Raw genomic sequence first — 21,879 nt, forward strand, 5'->3', positions numbered from 1 at the left:
CAAACCACTGAGGAGAGTCCCCGTGATACGAATGATATTACGGGGACTCTCCACTTTTATCGCGGCGCTTTTCATCGCGGGCGTTGCCACGTGTCCGGTGAGTGCGCAAAAGGAAGACGATCCGCACTACAAGCCTGTGAAGCACGTCGGCGACCGCGAGTTTCTCGTGCAGGCGCCTGAAGGTTCGGGGATCGTGCATTACTTTGCGACGGGGTCGCTTGACGGATCGCCATCGGCCGTACGCGCATTGATCAACATCTCGGGCTTGCTCCGCAACAGCGACGAGTACGAGAAGACAGGCGAAGAAGCGGTCGCCGCAGCCGGCGCAGGCGCGAACACGATCTTGATCACACCACAGTTTTTGGCGCAGATCGACGTCGCCGGACATTCGCTGCCTGCCAGCACGATTCGCTGGGAAGTGCAAACCTGGCTCGACGGTCTTCCGGCAATCGGACCCGCGCCGATCAGCGCGTTCTCGGTTCTCGATGCGATCGCGAAGCGGCTCGCAGATCGGTCGCGCTTTCCCGCGTTGCGTGAGATCGTGTTCATCGGTCACTCGGCGGGTGGCCAGCTCATTCAGCGCTATGCCGTCGTCGGAAAAGCTCCGGACGATCTCGCAGCGTCCGGCGTCGCGATTCGATTCGTCGTCGCTAATCCGTCGTCGTATCTGTATTTTGATTCGTATCGGCCGGTCCCGAGCATTGCCGCGACTTGTTCGGGTTTCAACAACTGGAAGTACGGGATGGACAATCTCCCACCGTACATTACGCTCGACGCTGCCGCGCTCGAAGCACGTTACGTTAAGCGCCGCGTCACCTATATGCTCGGAATGCTCGATACGGATCCGAATCATCCTGTCCTCGATAAGAGCTGCAAAGGCGAAGCCGAGGGACCCTATCGTCTCGCGCGCGGGCTATCGTATACGCAATACCTTCGCACGCGGCACCCGTCGGGGACGAATCAAGACGTCGCTGAAGTCCCCAACGTCGATCACGATGCGCACGGCATGTTCACATCGTCGTGCGGCGTCGCCGTTATATTTCAGCGCCCGCGCACAGGCTGCGTGGCGAACGCGAAGATATAAGCGGTCGCTCGACTACGCGGCTTCGGCGCTACGCTCTGGATGACAGAAGAGAAAATCAGTTGCCTGATGGTGACGATGCCGAAACGGCTCGAACTGTTTCGGCAGAGCGTTGCCGCGTATTGTGAACAAACGTACGAAAACAAGGAGCTCGTCGTCGTTACAGACGGGCCCCGCGATAGAATGCGTCCGCTCGCTGCGCACGTCGAGTCACTCGGCCGCGGCGATGTCCGCGTCGTCCACGAGGAACGGAGCCGTTCACTCGGCGCACTGCGAAACCTGAGCTGCGAAGCCGCTTCCGGAGCGTATTTCTGCCAGTGGGACGACGACGACATCTACCACCCGCGACGGCTTGAAGAACAATACCGCGCGTTAAAGCAGCAAGACGCCGCCTGTCTCTACTTGGAAGAGACGATGCAGTTCATGGTGGAGTCGCGCCGGCTGTACTGGCTCAATTGGCATGCGACGCAGCAGCGGGCGCATCCAGGAACATTGTTGTGCTCGCGATCGGCCATGATCGCCTATCCGGAAGAAGGCGAAGCAGCGGAGTATACGCACGATTCGGTTGTATGTCTCGAGCTGCAGAAACGGCTGGGATTCGCAACGCTCGCAGCGCAACCGTTTCTCTACGTATACGTTACGCACGATCTCAACAAGTATCCGCGCGAGCACCACGAGATGCTCGCAGAGCAACTCGCAATCTCGAAAGGGCTACTACAGCGGCGTGAGCGCGAGCTTCGCGAAGGGTTGGCACCGATCGACTTCGGCGCGGGTGACGTTACCGTTCAAGGAAGCAATGGTCAAGCGTTTGTTTTGAGCGCTAAGCGGTCTTCGTAGACGAGGGCGCCGGTCTCGACGGAAAAGAGTCCGAAGGCGGCGCCATTTTGGATCGGTCTCGACAGCACGTGCCAGGCATCCGGAAACTGCACCGATGGAAATCCTGTGAACGTGCGCGGCAATCTCTCGGTCGTCATGCGCGCGTCAATGCGTGCGAAGAATCTGCCGGTCCAGGTAGCATCTTCTCCGCGTAGCGAGAGATCCCAACAAATAAGATCGAACGGCAGCCAGCCACGATCGTCGGTCCAGACCTCGGCCCAGTGATGGTAGTACGGCACGGCGTAGAGCGCGTACCCGCTGCAGATTCGCGCCGGTATTCCGCCAGCGCGACAAAGTGCGACGATCAGCGCGGAGCCGAGACGGCAATCGAATAAGCCCGACTCGATTGCGAAATCGAGTGGATTTTCGCCGAGCGCATCATAGTGCACGACGCCGAGCGCCAGATGCTCGAAGAAGAAGTCCCAGATGCTTCGCATCGTCGCGAGCGAATCGTTTTTATTCACACCAAGCCGCTTCGCGAGCTCGAGCATCCGTGGTGTAATCTTAATGAGCTGTTCCTGCGGGCGAAGGTAGAGCTCGAGGTCGGAGATTGTGGCGGTCCTTCGACTACGTTCGCTTCGCTCACTACGCTCAGGATGACAAAAGGCGATCTCAGCGGCGATGGAGGCGATTTTCTCTTGCGGCACGATTACCGTTGCGACCAGGCGTCCCGACTCGATGCGTGCGGATTCTATGCGCGTCGCTCCATCGACGTCGGGTACAACGTGTACGTCATGCATCGATTCGTCTTCGATTGGAAGCGGAAGATGCAACCGCACGCGGTCGCCGGCGGCGTAGTGGCCGAGGTTAACGGTTCGCTCGAGACGTAACGAAAAGCACCGGGATTCATCCGGAGCGACGGTTCGTGGTGCAGCGAGCTCGCCGACCAACCAGCGTCCAGTTGCAACATAATGCTGCTCCCAAAAGTCATCGTCCCCGCGCATGCCGAGTGCTTTCGCGAAATTGACGACTTCGGCCGGATCGAAGGTGCGTACCGAGTGATGCTTACGAAACGGCAAGCCAGCTGAAATCCAGCGCTCGAGCGCACCGGCTGCGGCGGCGCGCGCGGCCTGCGGCTCGCGGCGATATTGCTCCGCCCAACCCGCGATGCATAAGAAATCGTGGATAGAGCTTTCGTCGGCGCTTCGGTAAAAGTCGCTTGATGGCGACGCCAAAGGATTCACGTGCAACGAGCCGGATTCAGAGGCCATGGTCGCTGCCCCTCGACGTCGCTCGGGGTGACAACGCTTTGGTTTTCATCTTGACGCTCCCTACGCTCAACCCGCTCATGACAAGTGCGGTGATTAAGGCTGTCCACGCAAAGGAAGGCGAGCCGCTTCCGTCCGGTGGAAAATTTCTCGACGTGAGCGTCGACTTGACCAGTTACGCGGAGCACGATTGTCCCGCGATTTCATACTTTCGAATCGTCGTTCGAGAACGTGCGTGGGTGCGGCGGCTGTCGATCGCGGCCGGCGATGAGGTCGCTCCCGGAACGCCGATTGCGCATTTGAGCACCGAACCGGCCGAAGTTTTGGATGGCTCGCCGGTTCGTGCCGCGCGATTCAGCGTCGCCGGGATTCTCTTTCAGCCGGAGTGGTGGTGACGACACTTCGCGCCGGGCCGCTCGGCGAGGATGTCGTCGTTCTTCGTTCCGGGGTCCGATGGCTTGCGGAAGAAGGGCGCAATTGCAAACCGGGTGACCTGCTCGCCTACTGCAACGTTGCCGTAGCGCCGCCTTCAGCACAAGACGTCATGCCGTTTCGCGATGAATGGCGTGATCTTCAAGTTGCGTTTCTCGCGTCCGCAAGTGGCCGGCTTCGCAAAGCCGACGTCTCGCATGGCGGGTTTCTGGATCGACATCCGCATCACAATCGTTGGCAGGCCGATTTTTCGATTGGAGACCTCGAGCTGCGGCCCGGGGAAAAGCCGATCGAGGCGACGAGCGAATTTATGCGGCTGCTGTTCCTTGCCGGCCGGCGCGTCACGCAGCTTGCGGATACGTCTGCCGGCTTGCTTTCCGGTTGGTACGATCGCGCGCGAATGTGGCGCGGCGATCACACCGGACCGTTTACTACGGTACTGAGCCTTGGTATCTGCGAGCAGACGGGGATCTTCCGCGGAGAGCGCGATGCATTTTTGGAGCTTGCCTTACTTATCTCCCCGTCAACGCATGTCGTGTGGACGTCGGATGATTCACTCGTTCCATCAGTCCGCGTGCTTCTCGAACAACTCGAACGCACTTCCGAACAACAGCGCGAGATCGAAGCCGACGCTGCCGCATCGCTGGCCGCAGCATCGCCGTCGCCGACGGGGGATGACTGGATCGTGGCAGGTGGCGCGCTGGCTGCGCTCGTGCGTTCTCCGCTCGAGGAATCCTACAGCTTGCTCACGCGCTCCGGAGTCGTCCCCACGGGTCCCCCCGACGTCATCGTTCTTTCGTTGAACTCGGAACTTTCACTCGCATTTCGGCACCGGCGTCTCGGCTACACGCTCACCATGCACGCCTTTCGCATGGCCGAGCTGTCGCCGGCCATCGAAGCCTGGATCAAATCGGATTTCGATGTCGTGACACGTTCGGTTGCGGACGTGACCAGGGACTACTATGCACTCATCGACGCCGTGCGCGAGCGGCATCCGGCGCGGTTTGTCGTACTCAATTCGTTTTCGAGCTCGATCGGCGATGCAATCTTCAACTACGCGGCGTTCGATCTGCCGATGAGCGACATCGTGGCGACGCTGCGCTCAAAGGAGCTGAACCTCATGCTGTACGATCTCGCGCGGGACCGCGACGTCACGATCGTCGATGCGGACGAGCTGGTCGCAATGCTCGGAGCGCAGCACCACCTACCCGATGGTGTCCATCAAGGCGGATTCTTGCAATCCCAGCTGCGCGAGCAGATCGCACGCGTCGTCGGCTAGGCGATCTCGAACCGCGCCTCCCAAATCGGCAGACCTTCCGAAGATTCAGGGAGTGCGCCGCCGGCGTCGTCGCTGAAAATTCCCAGAACGTCTCCGAGCTTGCGCCATTCGCCCGCCTTGCACCCGATACGCCGCAAAACGCCGCCTTGCTGCGCGCGAACCTCAACGATGACTTTATATGTCTCGAGCTCGACGATCAAGTCGCCCGGCGCCACAGTTGCGCCGGGTTGCACGTGCCACTCCAGGAGACGAACGTCGACGGCTTCCTTCGTGCCGCCGACGACGAGCGCGTACGTCACGAGGTCACCACGTTCGCTTTGTGGGCACGGTCGTACATCGCGCGTGCCTTTTCAATCGTCTCGTCGTCGACGTGGTTGTCGAAGGCTCCCGACGCGAGCAGCGTCTTGAGAATCGTGTACGCAGCAATTTCACGGGTCGTGCCACCTTCCAGACGGTAACTCGTTTGCAGCGGCCGCGCGCCGAAGTCGGCAAACTGCCGGTCGAAGTCGATGACTCCGATATCCAAGTGGTGGGAAAGATCCGCAGCCAGCAAATTGAGACGGCGGATCCGCTCGAGCAGCGGCGCATCGTTTTCGCAGGCGCGAAAAACGGTGCAAAGATAGACGGCCGTTTGCCGAGCGTCGAGTTTGCCCAGCTGGTCCATAAGCCGGATTCGAACCTGATCGAGCGGATCGGAATCGACCTCACGCAGGAGTGAGACGATGCAGATTGCCGGTTGACGATCGGCTTCGAAATGCAGGCTGCCCGTCAGCTCGCAATCGATCTTCCATTCACGCGCACCCGCACGCACGAGGAGCTGTCGCGCTTGCTCGGCCGCGAGCATCAATGCATGCCCTTCGTTCTCAGTGACGGCCCCGGCGATCAGCATCGCCGCGCTCGCGCTGCAGCGGCTTCCAATTCGGGAAGCGAGAGAATGCGCTCGGCAGGCGGTATCGTCGAGTCGGGCGCCAGTGACGCCCACAGTACCGGCAAAAGTTTCACGACCGCAGTGGGATGCGCGCGATAGAAGACGTCTTCCCACGCGCGCTCTTCGAGCGGATTGCGCGTCACGCCATGAATCAAATGATACGTTCGGGCGCCGGGGACCGGAACGAGGCGCACACCTTGCGCGTAGAGCCGTAGCGCAAGCTCGCGATGTTCGTTGAGATCGAGCGCTTCGAGAAATCCGCCCGCTTGGAGAAAAGGCGTGCGCTCGACGGAGAGATTGCTGCCGCAAGCTGCGGCCCAGAGCACGGGCGAATCCGGGTGGTTATGCAGCGCATCCATTTCGAGCTCGTAGACGCGCCGCGCGCCTGATCCGGGGTAGACGCCGGGTGAGGCACGCCGTTCGACCGATGCAAAATCATGCAAGATCTCGTCGCGCGTGATACGCATGCGTTCCACTTCGGCGCGCGGACGTTCGAAAAGGGTGTGCTCGTCAGCCGGCCAAGGATCGAGCGTTTCAGGATCGCGCAGCAATCGGGTGGAGCGAATGTGAAATGTCTCGCCCCGTCCGACGACGCCGGGCGTCGCGTGCGCGGCTACGTGCCGTTCGACCAGATGCGGGCCGGCGAGCGTGTCGCCGTCGAGAAAGACAAGCAGGTCACCGGTAGCGGCGCGTGCTCCCGCATTCGACGCTGCAGATCGCCCGCGTGCGGTCGTGTGCTCGACCGTGAGCAGGTCGACCCAATTCGCAGCCTCACGAAGCACGTCGTGTGTATCGTCGGAAGACCCGTCGTTCACGACCACAACTTGCGCGGAAACGGACTGCGCCGAGAGCGACGTCAACGTCAAGCGCAACCGTCGCGACTCGTCTTTGGTGCGAATGACGACGCTCGGGCGCATTAGACCGCAGCACCCGAAAAGAGATCGAGCTGCTCGAGCGTGTCGACGACCTCGCCGGCGACGAGCCGGCAACCCTCGGCGGTCAGGTGGAGCGTGTCGATCTTCGTTCGGTCGGCGCCCGCGCGCGCTACGATAGTGTCGACGTCGATAATCCAGATGCCGTTGCGTTCCGAAACTTCGATCAAGCCAAGATTGAATCGCCGGATGCGCGTCGAGAGACTTTCGGGGAACTCGGCATAATTGCGGACGGACTCGCCTGGGACGACGCTCGAGACGTTGTAGGCGAGAATCGGCGCATCGTTATTGGCGCGAATGTGCGCGATGATGCGCTCGAGGTTGCGCATCGACGCGTCGACGTCGAGTACGCCGTTGAACGCAAAGTTTTCCGCAAGCCAGTCGCGGTCCGCGGCCGGCCAAGTATCTTCGGCGATTGCGCTGAGCAGATAGCCGTTGCTGCGGTGCCGATAGAGTGCGGTCATGATGTCCGGCTGAATCGAGAGAACGTACGCATCGGCTTTGGTCTCGAAGAGCGCGCGACTGAATTGCGTTTCCGGCGTGTACGGCTCGAGGAGCGAACGCCGCTCGTCCAGTGCCGCAGGCGCCGTACCGGTCGCGGCTAGGAGCGCGTCAGAGCGCGTGTACAGCTCGTGCTTGATGCGGATCGTGGCTGCCGGGAAGCGCGCGCGGACGATTTCGTTGACGCCATTCCAGGCGACAACCCCGTCAAGACGAAGCGAATGGAGGGAATCGCGTACGTCGAGATTCCCTTTTGCAAAAACCGTCAGACCGCGATTCACACGTGAGGCCTCTAGGCTCGAGCGAGCACGATTCCTAGCGGATGACGGAAACGAATCGCATCGCCTTGGCGATAGGGCTCCAGCCCCGTCGGTTCGCCGCCCGCAAGATCGGCTTCGAAGGCCGCAATCAGCTCGTCCCGGATCTCGCTTCCGGACATTTTGATCCAATCGTCGAGGTCGCGCGTGCGGTCTTGCGTGTAGGCTTCAACGACTGCGGCCCCTGCCGTGGCCGGGAACGCTTGTAGCTGCGACCATGTCGGCGTCCAAGCGTGCGACGGGTCTCGGCGGCGTTCGATCGCGTTCGCGCGCTGCGCAAGATCGGGATCGTCGGTGACGACCATATCGATCAACAGCACGCGACCACGTCCGCGCGCGACACGCACCATCTCGTTGACGACGCGCTGCGGCTCAGCAATGTGATGCAACGAGAAGCGCGTTACGACGAGATCGAACGAACCGTCTTCGAACGGCAGCGATTCGGCCTCGGCCTGCATAAACGTGACGTTGGTTATGCCTTCGCGCGCAGCAGCTTCGCGGCCGCCGGCGAGCATCTCCAGAGTGATGTCGACAGCCACGACTTCTTTGGCGCGGCGAGCGAGGGCGCGGCTCAGCAATCCGCTTCCCGCCGCGACGTCGAGCACGCGCGCATGCGGCGACAGCTCGACGCGCTGTAAAATTGCCTGCAAATCATGGGGGATGCTCAAGGCGCGCCAGTGCTCGGCTTGCTGCGAGAACTTTTCTTGAACGAGCTTGTGCTGTTCCGACCGCGGCGACATGCCAGCGTCTTTGCGACAAAAAGCGAAACCGCCTTGCACGAGGGGTTGCGCAAGGCGGTTTCCCGGAAGCAGGTCCCCCACGCGGACTGCTCCCGCCGCTGCGAGCTTACCCAATTCACCTTAAGGGCGCATGAAGGTTCGGACAACTAAAGGAGCGCAAGCGAGCGGCAATCGTGAAGCAAAAACACTTGCGCGTGAAGCCCGGCGTGCCGCTCCATCTGGGAGAGATCGATCCGAGCGACACAAATGGTTTCAAAGATAAGGATGATGCGCGCGAATGCCACGAGCGCAATCTCCACAAGCTTGAGACTTTGCAAGAAAAGCTTGCGGCTTCGCGTTCGTATGCGGTTCTAATCGTACTGCAAGGCATGGATTCGTCCGGCAAGGACGGCGTGATCAAGCACGTCATGTCGGGTGTGAATCCGCAGGGCGTCGACGTGCACGCTTTCAAGCAACCTACGGAAGAAGAGTTGAGCCACGATTTTCTGTGGCGCTGTCAGGAAGCGCTACCGGAGCGCGGCCGCATCGGCATCTTCAATCGCTCCTACTACGAGGAAGTACTCGTCGTGCGCGTCCACAGCAGTTTGCTCGCCAAAGAGGACGTCGAGAACGGCAAAGACATTTGGTGCGAGCGCTTCGAGGATATCAACGCGTTTGAGCGTCATCTCGTGCGCAACGGAACGCGTATCCTGAAATTCTTTCTGCACATCTCCAAGGATGAGCAGCGAACCAGGCTGCTCGCCCGTCTTGACGATCCCTCGAAGAACTGGAAGTTCTCCCGGAGTGACGCAACGGAACGCGAGTATTGGAAAGAGTACATCGCCGCATACGAGTCGATGCTTTCCGCGACGAGCACCGACTTTGCACCGTGGTACGTCATTCCAGCCGATCATAAATGGTGCTCGCGAGCGGCGATAGGCGAGATTACGGTGGATGCGCTCGAATCACTCGATCTTCATTACCCTAAGCCTGATGCAGAACAGGAGAAATCATTGGACCGCATCCGCAAACAGTTCGAGGCAGAGAAGCGATGAGGGTCTTTGCGGCGCTCGTCGCCGTCGCGCTACTTGCGATCGCGCGGCCCGCGTACGCGCAAACGTTCACGCCCGCGCAGTCGCTTGCGACCGAGCAGAATCCGATGACTCTCGTCGTGGACGCGCGCCAGGTCAGGCGCGGGGTGCTTTTCGTTCACGAGACGATGCCTGTGCAATCCGGGACCTTCACGATCGATTATCCACAGTGGATTCCGGGCGAACACGGACCGACCGGTCCACTCTACGATCTTGCGAGCCTGCGCGTTTCATCCGGCTCGATGCCGGTTGCCTGGCACCGCGATGACCTCGATATGTACGCGTTCCACCTCGACGTCCCGCAGGGCGTAACGAGCGTCACGCTCGATTTCGATATTCTGCTCAACGCTCCCGGAGATATCATGTCGACGGCCTCACTCGCCATCGTCAATTGGAATCGCGTGCTGCTGTATCAACACGGGATCGACTCCGCGCAGTATTGGGTCAAAGCTTCGGTCATGCTGCCGTCTGCGTGGCAGTTCGGCACAGCGCTGCGCGTGCAATCACAAAGCGGCGATCGCGTCGACTTTGCGCCGGCGGCGATTGTGAATTTCGTCGATTCGCCGATGGACTTGGGGGCGTACGTCCAAAAGTGGACGCTTTGGAAAGAAGGCAGCGCCTTCGTCGAGCTCGACGCCTTCGCCGACGATCCGAAAGATCTCGAAATTTCCCCAAACATTCTTCATGCTTACCAACGCGTTCCCGCCGAAGCGTTTGCGCTCTACGGATCGCGGCATTTTGCCGACTATCACGCGCTGCTCACCCTTAGCAACTCGATCCCATTTCAGGGCATCGAACACCACCAATCGAGCGACAATCGTTCGGATAACGATTTCCTGACAAACTCGCAGGTCAACGTCGGGGCCGCCGATTTGGTGACGCACGAGTTCTCGCACTCGTGGAACGGAAAATACCGCCGGCCATACGATCTCACGACGCCGAACTTTCAAGTACCGCAGAAAACCGACTTGCTCTGGGTCTACGAAGGCATGAATCAATATCTCGGCGACCTGATCTCGTTTCGCGCCGGTCTGCGCGATCCAAAAACATACCCAGATCTCGTCGCAGCCGACTACGCACAGATGGCGTCGGAATCCGGACGAAAAACCACGCCGATCATCGATCTAACGACCGGCGCGCCGTATTTCTATACCGAACACGGCGATTACGACTCGATCCGCCGGATGGCGAGCGATTTTTACGTCGAAGGCCATTTGCTCTGGCTCGACGTCGATACGATCATCCGCGAGCGTTCGCACGGCACGCGTTCGATCGATACGTTTCTGCACCGCTACACATTGCCGGCAGTTACCGGGCCAATCGTCAAAACCTATACGCGCGCCGAGATCGAAGCGCTCTTGAACGACGTTGAGCCGTACGATTGGCACGCGTTCTTTCAGCGTCACGTCTACACGGCCACCGCGACTCCGCCTGAGGACGAGCTCGCGCGTGCCGGATGGAAACTGGTGTGGAATCAAACACCGAACCCGTATCTCGTATTCGACGATGTCGCCGATCGTGACGGCCTGAATGCCTGGTTCAGCCTCGGCTTCAACACCGACTCGAAAAATGTCGTGCTTGACGTTCGTGAAGGCTCGCCGGCTTGGGATGCCGGCCTTGTTCCTAAGGCGACGATTCTTGCGATCGACGGATTCGCCGTCGACAAGGCGCGTCTCGAATATTCGCTAAAGACGATGCAGCATACAAACGCGCCGATCGTGCTTCTCGAGCAGCGCGCCGGCATGTTTCAAGTCCTAACCCTCAACTATCACGACGGGCTCCGCTTCCCGCATCTCGAGCGTATTTCGGGGACAACCGATATGCTCTCGGCTATTGCGGCACCGCACGCAAGGTGACAACGGTGTTTCCGCCGCTGACCACGACGCCAACGCGCTCATCGCTCGACGGAGTGTAGACGCCCGCAAGCAATGCCGCAAACGCGGCTGAGCCGCCCGGTTCGGCGACGAGACGAAGATCGTCCCAAAGTCGCTGCTGCGCCTGTTCGATCATTTCGTCCTCGACGAGCAGAACGCGTTCGACGTATTGACGCGCGATCGGATACACCAGCTCGCCGACGCGACGCGGTGCAAGCGAATCTGCCGCAATCCCACCGGCTTCGGCATCGACCGGCTTACCGGCTTCGAACGCGCGCGTCAGCGTCGGTGATTTGCGCGGCTCGACGCCGATCACGCGCGTGCGCCCGCCGTACCATGCGGCGATGCCGCTGATCAAACCGCCGACGCCGACGCCGGCCAGCACCGTGTCGAGATTCGGGGCTTGCTGCTCCAGCTCGAGTGCGAGCGTGCCTTGCCCTCGAATCGTCTCGGCTTGATCGAAAGCGTGCACCGGCATCGCGCCGGATTCGCGGACAAACTCTTCGCTTGCAGCGAGCGCATCGGCATAAAGATCACCGCGAATCTCGAGACGTGCACCGTAGGAGCGAATGCGATCGACCTTCGCTTGTGATGATATGCTCGGAACAAAAATCGTCGCCGGAATTCCAAGACGCATGGCTGCGTACGCGACCGCAGCGCCGTGATTGCCGCCTGACGCCGCAACGATTCCGGCTTTGGGAACATCGCGCAACAAGAGGTTCGTGAATGCACCACGCGTCTTGAACGAACCCGCGTATTGCATCAATTCGAGCTTTAGCGCAATCGCCGAACACGCGACACCAAAATCCGCCGGATTGATCTCGATTACCGGCGTTCGCCGGATGTACGGGCGAATGCGCTGCTCGATTTCTGAGATCGCTTTCCTGAGGTTCTCCGAGGAATCTAAATCGCGCACTCCCAGGCTCCGACGTGAGGTATATCAGCTAAAAAGGAGTTACTCGTGTCGTCGGCTCTCAACGGAATCACCTCCTCACTCGCATCGTCACAACAAGAGGCATCCTCGTCGATCAGCATCCCCACGGATCTGACGCCCGCGCAGGAATCGGAAGTTCAGTCGATCTTGGGTCAGCTCGCCAGCGGGTCAATTACATCCGCACAGGCGCAGAGCGAAATTTCAGCGATCGCATCGGGAACTGCGGGGAGTCAGGACACCTCGGGGGCGCACGTCCATCACGGTCATCACGGAAAGCACGCAGGCGAAGCCGACGGAGCTTCACAAGCGCAGACGCTCGCGTCGGCCCTAGACCTGACGACGGATCAACAGTCCCAGATCGCCTCGATCGTGCAAACGGCCCAGAAAAGCCAAGCCTCGCCGGCGAGCGTGCTTTCCCAGATCGAATCGGTGCTGACGCCCGAACAGCAGCAGAAGCTTGCGCAATTACTCTCGCCCACGTACTCGTCGGTTGGGACGAACAGCACGGGTTCGCAGCCCCCGCTGTTTAGTACGACGGCCTAAGTTCCGCCCGGTTTCGGCGCGCGAAACGTAAGCGCGTCGATTTTCCCGGAGTCGTCGAAGTGGATGTACACGTCGTCGACTCCCTTAGCGAAGACTGCCGTATAGCGTTGCCAAGTTTCGTCGAAGGGCGGATCGTTCTTATCCGTTGATTTCTTGACGCTCTTGTAACCGCCGATTTGAGACTTAAGGTCTTTGACGATTCCCTCGACCTTAGCTTGCGTGTTGTGCTGCAAGTATGAAGGCGCAAACTCATCGGACGTGACTTTCGGCTTGGTAAGAACCTCGTCGATCCGTTCCTGGCCGACGTCCACGGCGCCCGGAGCCGGCGGCGATTGCGCCGCGCTTTGCGCGTTAAGGGCGGTCCACGGTCCGCTAATTATAAGTATGAAAGAAATGAGGACGGCAGTTTTCATGCTGGGCCGGGTGCGCCTCAATGACAAGCGTTCCTGCGTCCATTTGGATGATGTTTTTTTATCGGAGTCGCTTGGCTGCTTGACCGACGACTGACGCCCATGATAAAGTCCCACGCATGTCGGCTCACGCCCGAATGATGACCATGGCCATGTGCTGTTTCCCACGGGGATCGGCGTAAGGAGTCATTGGTCTGCGGCCCCGCCGCAACACAAAAGACGCCTCCGCCGGTCGGAGGCTTTTTTATTTGCTTCGTTCCCCATCGCAAAAAGGACGAATTGATATGAGCACAGCTCTCGAGAACCGCGTACCCGATTTCGAAACCGTCGCGATCCACGGCGGTCACTCCGGCGACCCAACGACAAAAGCACGCGCCGTCCCGATCTACCAGACGACCTCGTACCTGTTCAATGACACGAGCCACGCAGCGCGCCTGTTCGCGCTCGAAGAGTTCGGCAACATCTACACGCGGATCATGAATCCGACGACCGATGTTCTCGAGCAGCGTATTGCGACGCTCGAGAAGGGCGTCGGGGCGCTCGGGCTTTCCAGCGGTCAGGCCGCCGTCATTTATTCGGTGCTCAACCTGGCCGGAACCGGCGATCACATCGTAAGCGCGGCTTCGCTGTACGGCGGGACGTATTCGGCCTTCACGCACACGCTGCCGAAGCTCGGCATCAACGTGTCGTTCGTCGATCCGTCGAAGCCCGAAAATTTTTCACGCGCGATTCAACCGAACACGAAAGCAATTTTCGGCGAGTCGATCGGCAACCCGAAGATCGACGTTCTCGATGTCGAGGCGATTGCAGAAGTCGCGCATCAGCACGCAATCCCGTTGATCGTCGACAACACGCTCGCTACGCCGTACCTGCTCCGTCCCATCGAGTGGGGTGCGGATGTCGTCGTGCATTCGGCCACCAAATTCATCGGCGGCCACGGCACTTCGATCGGTGGCCTGATCGTCGACGGCGGAAAATTCGACTGGGCGGCGTCCGGCAAGTTCAATGAGTTCGTGGATCCGGATCCGTCGTACCATGGGATTCGTTATCAGAACGTCTTCGGTACGCTTGCGTACATCATCAAGGCGCGCGTGCAGCTGTTGCGCGATCTTGGTGCGGCGCAAGCCCCGTTCAACTCGTGGCTCTTCCTTCAGGGGCTAGAGACGCTGGCTCTACGCATCGAACGGCACTCGCAGAACGCCCAATCGGTGGCCGAGTATCTGGCAAAGCATCCGAAAGTTCGTTGGGTGTCGTATCCGGGGTTGCCGGATCATGCCGCGCACGGGCGGGCAAAGAAATACCTGCCCAAGGGTCAAGGCGCGATCCTTACGTTCGGGATCGATGGCGGCGCCGCCGAAGCGCGAGCACTGATCGACCGCCTCAAGCTCTTCTCGAATCTTGCAAACGTCGGCGACGCGAAGTCCCTCGTCATACATCCGGCGACGACGACGCACCAGCAGCTGACGGCGCAGGAGCAACGGGAGAGCGGCGTGTCCGAAGAGACGATCCGGCTTTCAGTCGGGATCGAAAACATCGGCGACATCATTGCTGATCTCGAACAGGCTTTCGCTGCAAATTAGGCGCGGCTAAAGGAGGCGGGGGTGAGCCCAAGCGAAATCTGGGCCCTCCCGCCTTTAGGATTAGGATTAGTGCCGCTTTTCGGATCGAGTCGAGCCGACAAGAAGCGCGGTCATACGGAACGCGCTCATCAGCGTGTCAAACGGCCATTTAAGGTCCAGTACTCGCTCGATCGTGGTGCGACGATGGTTCCGGCACTTGCGGTCGATATCAGCGTCGGCGGACTTGGATTGCTGACGAACGACGAGATCGGACTGAAAGAATTTCTTGTCGAGCTAACGCTCGACGATCGCCAGATCACCGCGCTTGTTTCGAAAGCCGGATCGGTTCCCGGGAAACTGCGCGGCGGTGAGGCCTGGCGAACGGGCGGCAAGTTCATCGGCATCACTGCCGATCATTGGGACGCGCTCGCGCGCTTCATCGAGAACGTGCCGGCGCCGAGCGACAAATTGCGTCTGGACTTGAACTCTCTGCAAACGCGTCCCGACGACGCGGCGCGCTTATTGCCGAAGACTGCACTCAAGCATCTGCTCGGCGAGCTAGTAAAAATGAAGCGCCTTGCGCCGCTACATCCGACCGTCGAGCCGCTCGTCAAGCTGCGCTACCTCGGAAAGACGCTACGCCAAGGTGTGGAGATGCATGTGCTGCGCATCGAATCCCGCCTCGTGAAGCCGCATCACGTCAACAACTATGTCACGCAGGTGTATTTCGACGATACGCTTTCGCGGGTCATTGCGATCCCGATGGATCAGCAGACTTAGTCTAAGACCGTAATCTCGGTTGCGCCGTCGTCAAACGTGAAACGGGTGCGATGACGCGCTTCCGAATGATGGTGGTTGTGCGTCGTGTGCGAGATCTTCGATTCGATCGCGAGATGGTGCAGACGCTTGCCGTTCTTCGTAACCACGCCACCGTAGTAATACGCGACGAGTGGTGAGTGTTTTCCATCCGGAGGCGCGAGACGTTTGCGTGAGACAAGCTCCGCATGCAGACGATCTTGAATGGCTTTCGGAAAAAGCCGATTGACGTCGTCGGGGCTAACGCGAACGGCGGCAAGCTCTTGCTGCGCCTTGTTTTTGTCTTCGAGCGGAGCTCCGCGCAGCCACCGAAGCATCGCGTCTTGATCGTCGCGCTTCATCGAGACGAAACGCAGCGCGTATTTGTGCAGCTTGTTGCCGGCTTGAATCGCGCCTTCGTGACGGACGACCGCCATGCGGCAAGGGATCATCCGCGAACCGATGGTTAATTTGAAGTCGAGTTCGGTTTTGTGCAGGCCGTGCTGTGAGAGTATCGAGATTCCGCCCACGCCGATGTCGATGCCCATGACCGGGCTCCAGGTCAGGCCGTTAGAGCTGCAAGCCACCTTGTAGGGCATACGGGCGCGAGGGGCGTCCCGGCGCTCCTGCGCACGGGAACCGAACCAGTCCATCAGGTCCGCGAACATAATCTCTTGTTCGGCACATACGGTCCCGAATTGCTCTTGCTTTAAATCACAAGTCTTTGCCGACCCCGGGCGGACACGGGTCGAACAAGGTTCTGCCGTCAGGCAATGTCTTCGCGAGTGTCAGACGGACGGCTAGCGGCTCTTTGGAGCGATCGAGACCCGGCGGCGGCAATTTTGCCATGACACCATCGTCGTCCGAGCCCTTTTGTGAGAACGGGTCATCGGCTTCGCTCGCGTAGTGCCACGCATACGGGAAGACGCCGTCGAGCGTTTGGCCGCTGCCGAGCGTCAACTGAACGCGGATCGTATCATCGAAGCTGCCGTCCTGGCGATTGTATTGTGCGTGAATGCGATAGAAGACCGGACTCCCGCAGGGCGCCGTCGCATTTGCGACGCCGCTTCCGTTTCCACCGGTTCCTCCGCCGGGGCCGTTTTCGGAACCGGCGCCGGTGCCCGTTCCGGTACCGCTCGAGGCCCCGGGTCCGGGTGTCGGCTCTGTCCCGGCTCCGGTGCTTGCGACGGTCTTCGAAGCGTGCATCGCGGCCCACCAGATCGGTAGGCTTTCCTTATGATGGACCACCTTCTGCGTGTGAACCTCGAGCTTGGGTGCGCCTTTCGAGCCGCCGGTGTGCACGGCGAGGAGCGTTGCGCGCGGAGCCGCGACGGATTGGACGAGCGCTACCTTCGGGCTGGGAGCCACCGTCGGCGCCGCCGTCGGTGACGGCGTGCGGATTTCGAGGACGACGCGTGTCGGGTCAACGGATTCGCGCGGATCGGACTCACGCTGCATACGTAAAAATCCGCCGGCTCCGATGACGATCTCGTGAATGGCGACCGAACAAGCGATCGCGAGCAGCAGACGCCGGTGGAATGGCGTCAAGGAATCCTTACGTGGGTGGAACGCCGTACGTCTTTACGTACCAATCGCGGAATTCTTGATCCGACGGATAGTGGCCATACTTCTTGTAGAACCATTCGCGATACGCCGATTGCCGCCGCCCTTGTTCTTGCATTTCCTCGCGTTTGATTTGTCGCTTGTGATCCCAATTTGTCAGACCGATTGCAGCTGCAACGCCGGCAACGAAGATGTTACGCGTGCTCGCCGTGCCGTCGGCGAGAGCAGGCGCCGCGGCGCCGAATGCGATTGTCGCACACAGCACGCCGGCCGCCAAAGTCCTGATATGCATGTAACAGGTCCTTTCTGCTAGCTTAAACGCTGCCGAGGGCCCGAGGGTTCTCCTCGCGAAGCGCGGCGCGTGCATCTGACCGAGCTCAAGGGTCTGATTAGAACGATCCCTGATTTCCCGATTGCGGGGATTCAGTTCCGCGATATCACGCCACTGATCAAACATCCCGAGGGCTTTCGCTCGATGATCGACATGTTCGTGGAGCGCTTCCGCAACGAACGTATCGACGTCGTCGTCGGGGTCGAGGCCCGCGGGTACATTCTCGCGGCACCCCTGGCCTACGAGCTTGGCGCCGGATTCGTGCCCGTTCGCAAGCCGGGCAAGCTGCCGGGTTCAAAGATGACTGAAGAGTACGCGCTCGAGTACGGTACCAATTCGCTCGAAGTCCACGACGATGCCGTCGGCCGCGGGAAGCGCGTCCTGATCGTTGACGACGTCCTCGCAACCGGCGGCACGGCGGCGGCGACTGGACGCCTGGTCGAGCGCCTCGGCGCCGAGATCGTCGAATTTGCCTTCCTGATCGAGCTCGAAGCGCTGGCCGGCCGCAAGGCTCTCGGCAACCACAAGATTACCAGCTTCATCAGCTACTGAGCGCCGGTTAGGCGGCCTGCGGCCTTCCCAGCCGCCAGCGTGTTGTGCTTAGATAGGCGTTAATACTCTGCTTGGGTTGCTCGATGTCGATAGATGCACTAGTCGCTAAAGTCCAGGAATACGATCCGTCGCTGGACGGTGCGTGGCTTCGGCGCGTCTACGACATGGCCGATCAGGCGCACGGAGAGCAGAAGCGAGCCTCAGGGCTCGCCTACATCGAACACCCGCTCGCGGCTGCGGAAATCTTGGCCGAGCTGGAAATGGATCGTGCCACAATCGCGGCTTCGCTCCTGCACGACGTCGTTGAGGATACGGTCGTCACGAGCGAGCAAGTCGCCGCGACGTTCGGTAACGAGATTGCGACGCTCGTCGAGGGCGTCACCAAGCTGACGCGCATTCCGTATCAATCCAAGGAAGATGCGCAGGTCGAGAATCTGCGCAAAATGTTCATGGCGATGGCCAAAGACATTCGCGTCATCATTATCAAGCTCGCCGATCGCCTCGACAACATGCGGACGCTCTCGAGCTTACCGGAAAGCAAACAACTCGCAATCGCGCGCGAGACGATCGAGATCTATGCGCCGATCGCGCACCGTCTGGGCATCTGGAAGATTCGCTCGGAGCTCGAGGACTTGTGCTTACGGTATCTCGATGCGGAGTCGTATCGCGAGATTGCGGAGCGGGTCGCAAAGAAGCGCACCGAACGCGAAGAAGCCGTCGCGAGCGTCACGGAGATTTTGCGCGACAGCTTAGATCGCGTCGGCATCGAGAACGAGACGACCGGTCGTCCGAAGCACTTCTATTCGATTTACACGAAGTTGCGCAAAGGCCGCGACTTCTCAACGATATTCGATCTGACCGCGGTGCGCATCATCGTCGATTCGGTCAAAGATTGCTACGGCGCGCTCGGCGAGGTGCACGCGCGCTGGAAGCCGATCCCCGGACGCTTCAAAGACTATATTGCGATGCCCAAGCCGAACATGTATCAATCGCTGCACACGACGGTGGTCGGCCCGGGCGGCGATCCGCTCGAGGTGCAGATTCGCACGCGCGACATGCACCGCACGGCGGAATACGGCATCGCGGCGCACTGGCGATATAAGGAAGGCGGCAAGTCCGACTCGTTCGAGAACAAACTTGCTTGGCTTCGCTCGCTGCTCGAATGGCAAAGCGACGCTCGCGACTCACGCGTGTTCATGGAGAACCTGAAGCTCGATCTGTTCGAGAATCAGGTTTTCTTGTTCTCGCCCAAAGGCGACGTGTTCTCGCTCCCCAACGCCGCGACGCCGCTCGACTTTGCGTATCACGTCCACACCGACGTCGGCAACCGCTGCATCGGCGCGAAGGTCAACGGCAAGATCGTGCCGCTTGACTATCAACTGAAGAACGGCGACATCTGCGAGATCCTCACGCAGAAAGCGGCACGCCCGTCGCTCGACTGGCTCGGCATCGTTCGCACGTCGAGCGCAAAGCACAAGATCAAGCAGTGGTTCCGTAAAGAGCGCAAGGAAGAAAATGTGCTTGCGGGACAGGAAGCGCTCGAGGCCGAGCTTGCGCGCCAGAACCTGCGCCCCGATGCGGCGCGAGGCGAATCGCTCGAACGCATCGCGCACAAGATGAATTTCGCGACGCCGGCCGATCTCTACGCGGCGATTGGTTTCGGCGACGCTTCCGCGGTTTCTGTCGCGCAGCGCATGCGTGAAGAGCTCAAGAATTCGAATATCGTCGACATCACGACGGTCCCGCGCCCACCGGCGCGACGCGTCACGCGCAGCAGCTCGGGGATCAAGATCGCGGGCGTCGACGACGTGCTCGTGCGTCTCTCCAAATGTTGCAGCCCCGTGCCGGGCGACCCGATCATGGGATTCGTCACGATCGGCAAAGGCGTCTCGGTGCATCGCGCCGATTGTCCGAACGTCGCCTACATGAACGCGCAACCGGAGCGCATTTTGCAGGCAAGCTGGGCCGACAACATCACGGCGACCCACGCCGTCGACGTGGAAGTCGAAGCGCTCGACCGCGCCGGCCTTTTGCAAGATATCATGGCGGTTTGCGCCGAGATGAAAGCCTCGGCGTCATCGGTCACGGCACGCGTCAAGAAAGACATCGCTGTGACCTCGCTCACGCTACAGATCGAGAACCTCGATCAATTGCACAAATTGTTGCGGAAACTGGAGACGGTCAAAGGCGTGCGGACGGTTTATCGCGTTACGAAACGCGAACGCGCCAGCGGCTAACCTGACGTTCCCTTAACCGTTCAATAGAGGAACCTCCAGGCTGTCTCGGCATTCTGCTCAACAACAACTCGGTCGAGTGCCTAGAGGGACAGCATGCGGTTCACGACGTTATTCACTTTCGGCGCCGTTTTGGTTTGCGCAGCATTTCTCGTCGCGTGCGGCGGTGGCGGGCATTCCGCTGGCCTAGCAGGCGGCGTCCCCGGGGGCCCGCAGCAAGTAACGAGCAATAGCGGTCCCGGGACACATGTTACCGTTTATATCCACAACGGCGTTGGGAAATCGCACCCGCACGCAGCCAAACGCCGCGAAAGCGCAGCACGACGCGCGCCAAAGTATTTGTCGACGAACAATCCGGCCGGGCTGCAGATCAGCGTGGGCGCGGCCGGCGTAACCACGCAGACCGTCTACGTTGATATCAGCAGTGGGTCACCATTGTGCACGCCATCCACGATCGGCGAAAACATGCGCGCGTGCACGCTGACGATCCCTACGGTCGCAGCAAGCGAACAAATTTCAGTGCTCGAAGCGGACGAGGCGCCCGCAAACGAAAGCGGTTCGGGATACGGAACCGGGTTTTCGAATGGCACCGAAATTCTCGCCGCCGTCAATCAGACCCAAAGCGTGACGGTTGGTGGTTCGAACGCGTTCGGACTCGAACTTGGGCCGGTGGTCGGATACTTCTGGGATTGCACCTACGGAGCTACTGTTGGTTTTACGCCGCCGCCGTCGCTTCCTCAATTGTACAGCAGCAATTATGGCGTCGACACTAGCAATGCGAGCGACCCGACGGTGGGCGCACGAATCGTTGTCACCGGAGGCGTCGCGGCAACTGGCCTGATGGCTACCGAGTTTGGAGACTTCGATTGTGGCTGGTTCGATGCTGACTCGACGCCGGCGCCGTTTGTCGACGTCAACGGGAGCCCGACACCCATAACGGTCGTCTCCAACAATTCCGCGCTGACGCTCGCCCCGATTTTCAATAACGGTACGCCGCCGCCAGTTTCTGCGTACGTGCAAAGTGCGTCGATAGCTAACGACGGCTATGAATGGGGTGATTGTGAGTTCTTCATTGGAGTGAAGGCCAGCTCGAGCTTTACGTCGCCGACGACGGTAACGGTGAACAACAATCTCTCCGCGATCAATCCGTTTACGAGTAGTGCGCAGCCGTTGACCATGACGTACACGGTCGCGACGATATCCGTGTCGTCGCAGACGGCGACGGTGTCACAAAGCGGCACGACATTCCTTACCGCCACGGACTTCGGAGCCACGAACGGAACGGACGGCGAATCTTCCTATACTGCCAATTCCGGCCCGGGCAACGGCGCGCAGGATGAACTCTGCAAGAGCTCCGGCGGCACGACGTTGGCGTACGCATACTCTAACGGCCCGATTAATACGACCACCTGGCAACAACAGATTGAGATAGACGGCGCTAATAACGGCACGGGTACGTGCACGTTCTACGTGACGGATTATGAGGCTCTTACGATAACGCAACCGGTTACGGTGACGGTGAATTAGGATGAAATCAATGATGATCCGCGCCGGCGCACTCGTATTACTTGCAGCTCTAACGGCCTGTGGCGGTGGTAGTAGCGGCGGCGGCTTGCCGTATCAACCGCCGCAAAGCGGCAGCATTATGACGTCAACGACGGCCAGTGTTGCGCTGCCCTCGCTATCGCTCTCAGGATACACGGTCACGGGCTCACTCCCA

Annotated in this window: 24 protein-coding genes; 13 read left to right on the forward strand and 11 right to left on the reverse strand. The window is 60.1% G+C overall.

Features of this window, described 5'->3' with window-relative positions:
* The first annotated feature begins 97 nt into the window (after nt 1-97).
* Nucleotides 98-1,084 carry a hypothetical protein gene (locus VGG22_17005; protein HEY1730071.1) on the forward strand — a complete coding sequence of 329 codons (987 nt, stop codon included), beginning with the start codon at nt 98-100 and terminating at the stop codon, nt 1,082-1,084.
* Nucleotides 1,085-1,123: 39 nt separating this feature from the next.
* On the forward strand, nt 1,124-1,918 hold the full coding sequence (locus VGG22_17010) for a glycosyltransferase family 2 protein (GenBank protein ID HEY1730072.1): 795 nt from the start codon (nt 1,124-1,126) through the stop codon (nt 1,916-1,918).
* On the opposite strand, the gene VGG22_17015 is transcribed toward VGG22_17010, so the two are convergent.
* Nucleotides 1,882-3,168: a transglutaminase-like domain-containing protein gene (locus VGG22_17015; protein HEY1730073.1), complete on the reverse strand. Its 1,287-nt coding sequence runs from the start codon at nt 3,166-3,168 to the stop codon at nt 1,882-1,884. The genes VGG22_17010 and VGG22_17015 overlap by 37 nt on opposite strands.
* Nucleotides 3,169-3,257: 89 nt before the next feature.
* Here VGG22_17015 and VGG22_17020 point away from each other — a divergent pair, with 89 nt between their 5' ends.
* Entirely contained in the window at nt 3,258-3,560 is a 303-nt protein-coding gene (locus VGG22_17020) for a hypothetical protein (protein HEY1730074.1), read from the forward strand.
* Nucleotides 3,557-4,876: a hypothetical protein gene (locus tag VGG22_17025; protein ID HEY1730075.1), complete on the forward strand. Its 1,320-nt coding sequence runs from the start codon at nt 3,557-3,559 to the stop codon at nt 4,874-4,876. Before VGG22_17020 ends, VGG22_17025 begins: the two co-directional genes overlap by 4 nt.
* Here the strand turns inward: VGG22_17025 and VGG22_17030 are convergent.
* The 5 genes from VGG22_17030 to VGG22_17050 are packed head-to-tail and all read right to left on the reverse strand — an operon-like array spanning nt 4,873 to nt 8,294.
* Nucleotides 4,873-5,175, reverse strand: coding sequence for a lipoyl domain-containing protein (locus tag VGG22_17030; GenBank protein ID HEY1730076.1), 303 nt, complete (start codon nt 5,173-5,175; stop codon nt 4,873-4,875). The two genes, VGG22_17025 and VGG22_17030, sit on opposite strands and share 4 nt — an antisense overlap.
* Entirely contained in the window at nt 5,172-5,765 is a 594-nt protein-coding gene (locus VGG22_17035; GenBank protein HEY1730077.1) for a hypothetical protein, read from the reverse strand. Before VGG22_17035 ends, VGG22_17030 begins: the two co-directional genes overlap by 4 nt.
* Nucleotides 5,759-6,721: a glycosyltransferase family 2 protein gene (locus VGG22_17040; GenBank protein HEY1730078.1), complete on the reverse strand. Its 963-nt coding sequence runs from the start codon at nt 6,719-6,721 to the stop codon at nt 5,759-5,761. Before VGG22_17040 ends, VGG22_17035 begins: the two co-directional genes overlap by 7 nt.
* Nucleotides 6,721-7,518 (reverse strand): SGNH/GDSL hydrolase family protein, encoded by a 798-nt coding sequence (locus VGG22_17045; GenBank protein ID HEY1730079.1) that lies wholly within the window; start codon nt 7,516-7,518, stop codon nt 6,721-6,723. The genes VGG22_17040 and VGG22_17045 overlap by 1 nt, the downstream gene beginning before the upstream one ends.
* Nucleotides 7,519-7,529: 11 nt before the next feature.
* Nucleotides 7,530-8,294, reverse strand: a complete 765-nt coding sequence (locus tag VGG22_17050; GenBank protein ID HEY1730080.1) for a methyltransferase domain-containing protein — start codon at nt 8,292-8,294, stop codon at nt 7,530-7,532.
* Nucleotides 8,295-8,467: 173 nt separating this feature from the next.
* On the opposite strand from VGG22_17050, the gene VGG22_17055 reads away from it, so the two are divergent.
* Nucleotides 8,468-9,328 (forward strand): polyphosphate kinase 2 family protein, encoded by an 861-nt coding sequence (locus VGG22_17055; GenBank protein HEY1730081.1) that lies wholly within the window; start codon nt 8,468-8,470, stop codon nt 9,326-9,328.
* Nucleotides 9,325-11,220, forward strand: coding sequence for a hypothetical protein (locus tag VGG22_17060; GenBank protein ID HEY1730082.1), 1,896 nt, complete (start codon nt 9,325-9,327; stop codon nt 11,218-11,220). The genes VGG22_17055 and VGG22_17060 overlap by 4 nt, the downstream gene beginning before the upstream one ends.
* Here the strand turns inward: VGG22_17060 and VGG22_17065 are convergent.
* Nucleotides 11,195-12,154, reverse strand: a complete 960-nt coding sequence (locus tag VGG22_17065) for a threonine/serine dehydratase (GenBank protein HEY1730083.1) — start codon at nt 12,152-12,154, stop codon at nt 11,195-11,197. The two genes, VGG22_17060 and VGG22_17065, sit on opposite strands and share 26 nt — an antisense overlap.
* Nucleotides 12,155-12,199: 45 nt before the next feature.
* Between VGG22_17065 and VGG22_17070 the strand changes: the two genes are divergently transcribed.
* Nucleotides 12,200-12,715, forward strand: a complete 516-nt coding sequence (locus VGG22_17070) for a hypothetical protein (protein ID HEY1730084.1) — start codon at nt 12,200-12,202, stop codon at nt 12,713-12,715.
* Here the strand turns inward: VGG22_17070 and VGG22_17075 are convergent.
* The gene (locus VGG22_17075) at nt 12,712-13,128 is read right to left on the reverse strand and encodes a hypothetical protein (protein ID HEY1730085.1); all 417 of its coding nucleotides are present in this window, start codon (nt 13,126-13,128) and stop codon (nt 12,712-12,714) included. The two genes, VGG22_17070 and VGG22_17075, sit on opposite strands and share 4 nt — an antisense overlap.
* A 281-nt stretch (nt 13,129-13,409) precedes the next feature.
* Between VGG22_17075 and VGG22_17080 the strand changes: the two genes are divergently transcribed.
* On the forward strand, nt 13,410-14,705 hold the full coding sequence (locus VGG22_17080; protein ID HEY1730086.1) for a homocysteine synthase: 1,296 nt from the start codon (nt 13,410-13,412) through the stop codon (nt 14,703-14,705).
* 69 nt (nt 14,706-14,774) lie between these two features.
* Nucleotides 14,775-15,464 (forward strand): PilZ domain-containing protein, encoded by a 690-nt coding sequence (locus tag VGG22_17085; GenBank protein HEY1730087.1) that lies wholly within the window; start codon nt 14,775-14,777, stop codon nt 15,462-15,464.
* On the opposite strand, the gene VGG22_17090 is transcribed toward VGG22_17085, so the two are convergent.
* From VGG22_17090 to VGG22_17100, 3 genes are read right to left on the reverse strand one after another with little or no spacing between them, the layout of a single operon-like run.
* Entirely contained in the window at nt 15,461-16,147 is a 687-nt protein-coding gene (locus VGG22_17090) for a PilZ domain-containing protein (protein ID HEY1730088.1), read from the reverse strand. The two genes, VGG22_17085 and VGG22_17090, sit on opposite strands and share 4 nt — an antisense overlap.
* A gap of 46 nt (nt 16,148-16,193) precedes the next feature.
* A complete protein-coding gene (locus VGG22_17095; GenBank protein ID HEY1730089.1) occupies nt 16,194-17,027 on the reverse strand; it encodes a hypothetical protein in 834 nt (277 codons plus the stop codon).
* Between the two features lie 7 nt (nt 17,028-17,034).
* Entirely contained in the window at nt 17,035-17,334 is a 300-nt protein-coding gene (locus tag VGG22_17100) for a hypothetical protein (GenBank protein ID HEY1730090.1), read from the reverse strand.
* Nucleotides 17,335-17,403: 69 nt separating this feature from the next.
* Between VGG22_17100 and VGG22_17105 the strand changes: the two genes are divergently transcribed.
* The 4 genes from VGG22_17105 to VGG22_17120 all read left to right on the forward strand — a co-directional run.
* Nucleotides 17,404-17,925: an adenine phosphoribosyltransferase gene (locus tag VGG22_17105; GenBank protein ID HEY1730091.1), complete on the forward strand. Its 522-nt coding sequence runs from the start codon at nt 17,404-17,406 to the stop codon at nt 17,923-17,925.
* A 71-nt stretch (nt 17,926-17,996) separates the two neighbouring features.
* Complete coding sequence (locus VGG22_17110; protein HEY1730092.1) at nt 17,997-20,162, forward strand: bifunctional (p)ppGpp synthetase/guanosine-3',5'-bis(diphosphate) 3'-pyrophosphohydrolase; 2,166 nt, start codon at nt 17,997-17,999, stop codon at nt 20,160-20,162.
* 93 nt (nt 20,163-20,255) lie between these two features.
* A complete protein-coding gene (locus tag VGG22_17115) occupies nt 20,256-21,686 on the forward strand; it encodes a hypothetical protein (GenBank protein HEY1730093.1) in 1,431 nt (476 codons plus the stop codon).
* 10 nt (nt 21,687-21,696) lie between these two features.
* Nucleotides 21,697-21,879 (forward strand): hypothetical protein (locus VGG22_17120; protein HEY1730094.1); only part of this gene is annotated, 183 nt, incomplete at its 3' end.

The organism is Candidatus Baltobacteraceae bacterium (genome assembly GCA_036489885.1).
Classification (GTDB): Bacteria; Vulcanimicrobiota; Vulcanimicrobiia; order Vulcanimicrobiales; family Vulcanimicrobiaceae; genus JAFAMS01.

Excerpts from the sequence above, each read along its gene's own strand:
- VGG22_17010 (HEY1730072.1), top strand. The coding sequence starts at position 1,124 with ATGACAGAAGAGAAAATCAGTTGCCTGATGGTGACGATGCCGAAACGG.
- VGG22_17015 (HEY1730073.1), bottom strand. The coding sequence starts at position 3,168 with ATGGCCTCTGAATCCGGCTCGTTGCACGTGAATCCTTTGGCGTCGCCA.
- VGG22_17035 (HEY1730077.1), bottom strand. The coding sequence starts at position 5,765 with ATGCTGATCGCCGGGGCCGTCACTGAGAACGAAGGGCATGCATTGATG.
- VGG22_17040 (HEY1730078.1), bottom strand. The coding sequence starts at position 6,721 with ATGCGCCCGAGCGTCGTCATTCGCACCAAAGACGAGTCGCGACGGTTG.
- VGG22_17050 (HEY1730080.1), bottom strand. The coding sequence starts at position 8,294 with ATGTCGCCGCGGTCGGAACAGCACAAGCTCGTTCAAGAAAAGTTCTCG.
- VGG22_17060 (HEY1730082.1), top strand. The coding sequence starts at position 9,325 with ATGAGGGTCTTTGCGGCGCTCGTCGCCGTCGCGCTACTTGCGATCGCG.
- VGG22_17075 (HEY1730085.1), bottom strand. The coding sequence starts at position 13,128 with ATGAAAACTGCCGTCCTCATTTCTTTCATACTTATAATTAGCGGACCG.
- VGG22_17080 (HEY1730086.1), top strand. The coding sequence starts at position 13,410 with ATGAGCACAGCTCTCGAGAACCGCGTACCCGATTTCGAAACCGTCGCG.
- VGG22_17090 (HEY1730088.1), bottom strand. The coding sequence starts at position 16,147 with ATGTTCGCGGACCTGATGGACTGGTTCGGTTCCCGTGCGCAGGAGCGC.
- VGG22_17100 (HEY1730090.1), bottom strand. The coding sequence starts at position 17,334 with ATGCATATCAGGACTTTGGCGGCCGGCGTGCTGTGTGCGACAATCGCA.
- VGG22_17115 (HEY1730093.1), top strand. The coding sequence starts at position 20,256 with ATGCGGTTCACGACGTTATTCACTTTCGGCGCCGTTTTGGTTTGCGCA.